2 protein-coding genes are annotated in these 2,097 nt (G+C 62.2%); both read left to right on the forward strand.

Features of this window, described 5'->3' with window-relative positions:
- Positions 1-394 (forward strand): PhoU domain-containing protein (locus tag BO1_RS56000; RefSeq protein ID WP_043289317.1); only part of this gene is annotated, 394 nt, incomplete at its 5' end.
- 134 nt (positions 395-528) lie between these two features.
- Entirely contained in the window at positions 529-1,920 is a 1,392-nt protein-coding gene (locus tag BO1_RS48680) for an amino acid permease (RefSeq protein ID WP_043289319.1), read from the forward strand.
- Positions 1,921-2,097 lie beyond the last annotated feature (177 nt).

The raw sequence follows: 2,097 nt of genomic DNA on the forward strand, positions 1-2,097 counted from the left end.
GCAGAAAAAGATCAAGATGCAACTGAGCTTTTCGCCGGAGGGCGCCGAGGAACTGCGCGCGATGCACGCCTCGGTGATCGACAGCTTCCACCGTGCCCAGGCGCTGCTCGTCTCGGGGCGCAGGCAAACCGCGGCACAGCTCATCGACGACAAGCAGGCACTGCGGCAGCTCGAACGCGCGGCGCGCGAGCGTCACCTCGAGCGGCTGCGCGAAGGCCAGCCGGACAGTCTGGCGTCGAGCTCGCTGCACCTGGACGTGCTGCGCGACCTCGTGCGCATTCAGTCACACATCTGTGCGCTCGCCTATCCCTTGCTGGAGCGCGAGCGAGCGGGCCCGAAGGCCACTGAAGCGGACGCTGCACGCGTTCCGGAAATGAATCATTCGATATCCTGATGTAGCTGTTTTCCCCACGAATCAAGCAGTTTCCGATAAATAGACGAGACACGGGAAGAGACATGCAACAACACCTGAATTCTTCGCAGACCGGCGGGTCGGCAACACTAGCCGTGGCACCGGGCTCCGAGGGCATGGAGTATCCGGATAGCAGCGACGCCTTCGCAGCGCCCAGCAATCACGCACTCGGCGCGGGCCTGAAGCAGCGCCACGTCGTCATGCTTTCGATCGGCGGATGTATTGGCGCCGGGCTTTTCGTCGGCTCCGGGCACGCCATTGCCGAGGCAGGGCCGGCCTCCATCCTGGCTTACCTGTTCGCCAGCCTGCTCGTCGTGCTCGTCATGCGCATGCTGGGCGAGATGGCCTGCGCGATGCCCGACTCCGGCTCGTTCTCGACCTACGCCGACAAGGCAATCGGCCCGTGGGCCGGCTTCACGATCGGCTGGATGTACTGGTGGTTCTGGGTGCTCGTGGTGCCCATGGAGGCAACGGCCGCGGCCAACATTCTGAATACCTGGTTTCCCACCGTCCCGGTGTGGGAGCTCTGTCTGGGCGTGACACTGCTCATGACCGGCGCGAACCTGGTGAGCGTCAAGCATTATGGCGAGCTCGAATTCTGGTTCGCGGTCATCAAGGTGGTCGCCATCATTGGATTCATTGGATGTGGCGTCGTTGCCTTGTCAGGCATCCTGCCGAAAGTCCATCCGACGCCGGTCCAGACCATCATGGGGCACGGCGGGTTCATGCCGCGCGGTTTCCTGCCGGTTGTGGGCGCGCTGCTCACCACCATGTCGACTTTCCTCGGTACCGAGATCGTGACCATCGCCGCCTCGGAGTCCGCCAATCCCGCGCGGGAAATTTCGCGGGCCATCAAGTCGGTCATCTGGCGCATCTCGTTCTTCTACATCGGCTCGATCGCCGTGATCATTTGCGTGATCCCCTGGAATAATCCCAGTCTGGTGCAGATCGGCTCCTACCAGTCGGTGCTTGAAGCGTTCCGCGTTCCCTACGCGAAGCCGATCATGGACGTGCTCATTCTCACCGCGGTGGGTAGCTGCCTCAACTCTTCGCTCTACACGTGCTCGCGGATGTTGTTCTCGCTTGGCAAGAGAAAGCAGGCGCCCTCGATCGTGACGAATACGAACGCCGCCGGTGTCCCCGTGTACGCCGTGCTCGGATCGACCATCGTGGCCTTCGTCGGCGTTGCCGCCAACTATCTGGCGCCCAAGTACGTTTTCGATGCGCTGCTGTCCACGACCGGCATGATTGCGCTTCTCGTCTACTTCGTCATCGCCATCTGCCAGGTACGGCTGCGTCGCCAGCTCACGGCCGCGCAACTCCGGGTCAAGATGTGGTTTCATCCGTTCCTCGCGCTTGCCGTGATCGTCATGATCGTTGCCGCCAGCGTGGTCATGCTCTGCAGTCCAGATCATCGTCAGGAGGTGGTCGCCACGCTCGGCAGCAGCCTCGCCCTTGCCGTAGTGGGGTACTGGCGACAACGGCGCTCAGCCGTTGCCCGCTATTGAGCGCGTGTGGCAGACAACTGGAGACCCATCATGCGTTTGATTCTGTTGGGCGCCGGCTTACCGCAGGGTCTCGGGACTGGGCTCGATCGGGGAGATCCGCCACTGTGTCGCTGCCGCGTTGAATTGAATGCGACGACCGCGCTTTCGAGACATTTTACGGAATAGACATGTCTGCAA

The organism is Paraburkholderia oxyphila NBRC 105797 (assembly GCF_000685075.1).
Classification (GTDB): Bacteria; Pseudomonadota; Gammaproteobacteria; order Burkholderiales; family Burkholderiaceae; genus Paraburkholderia; species Paraburkholderia oxyphila.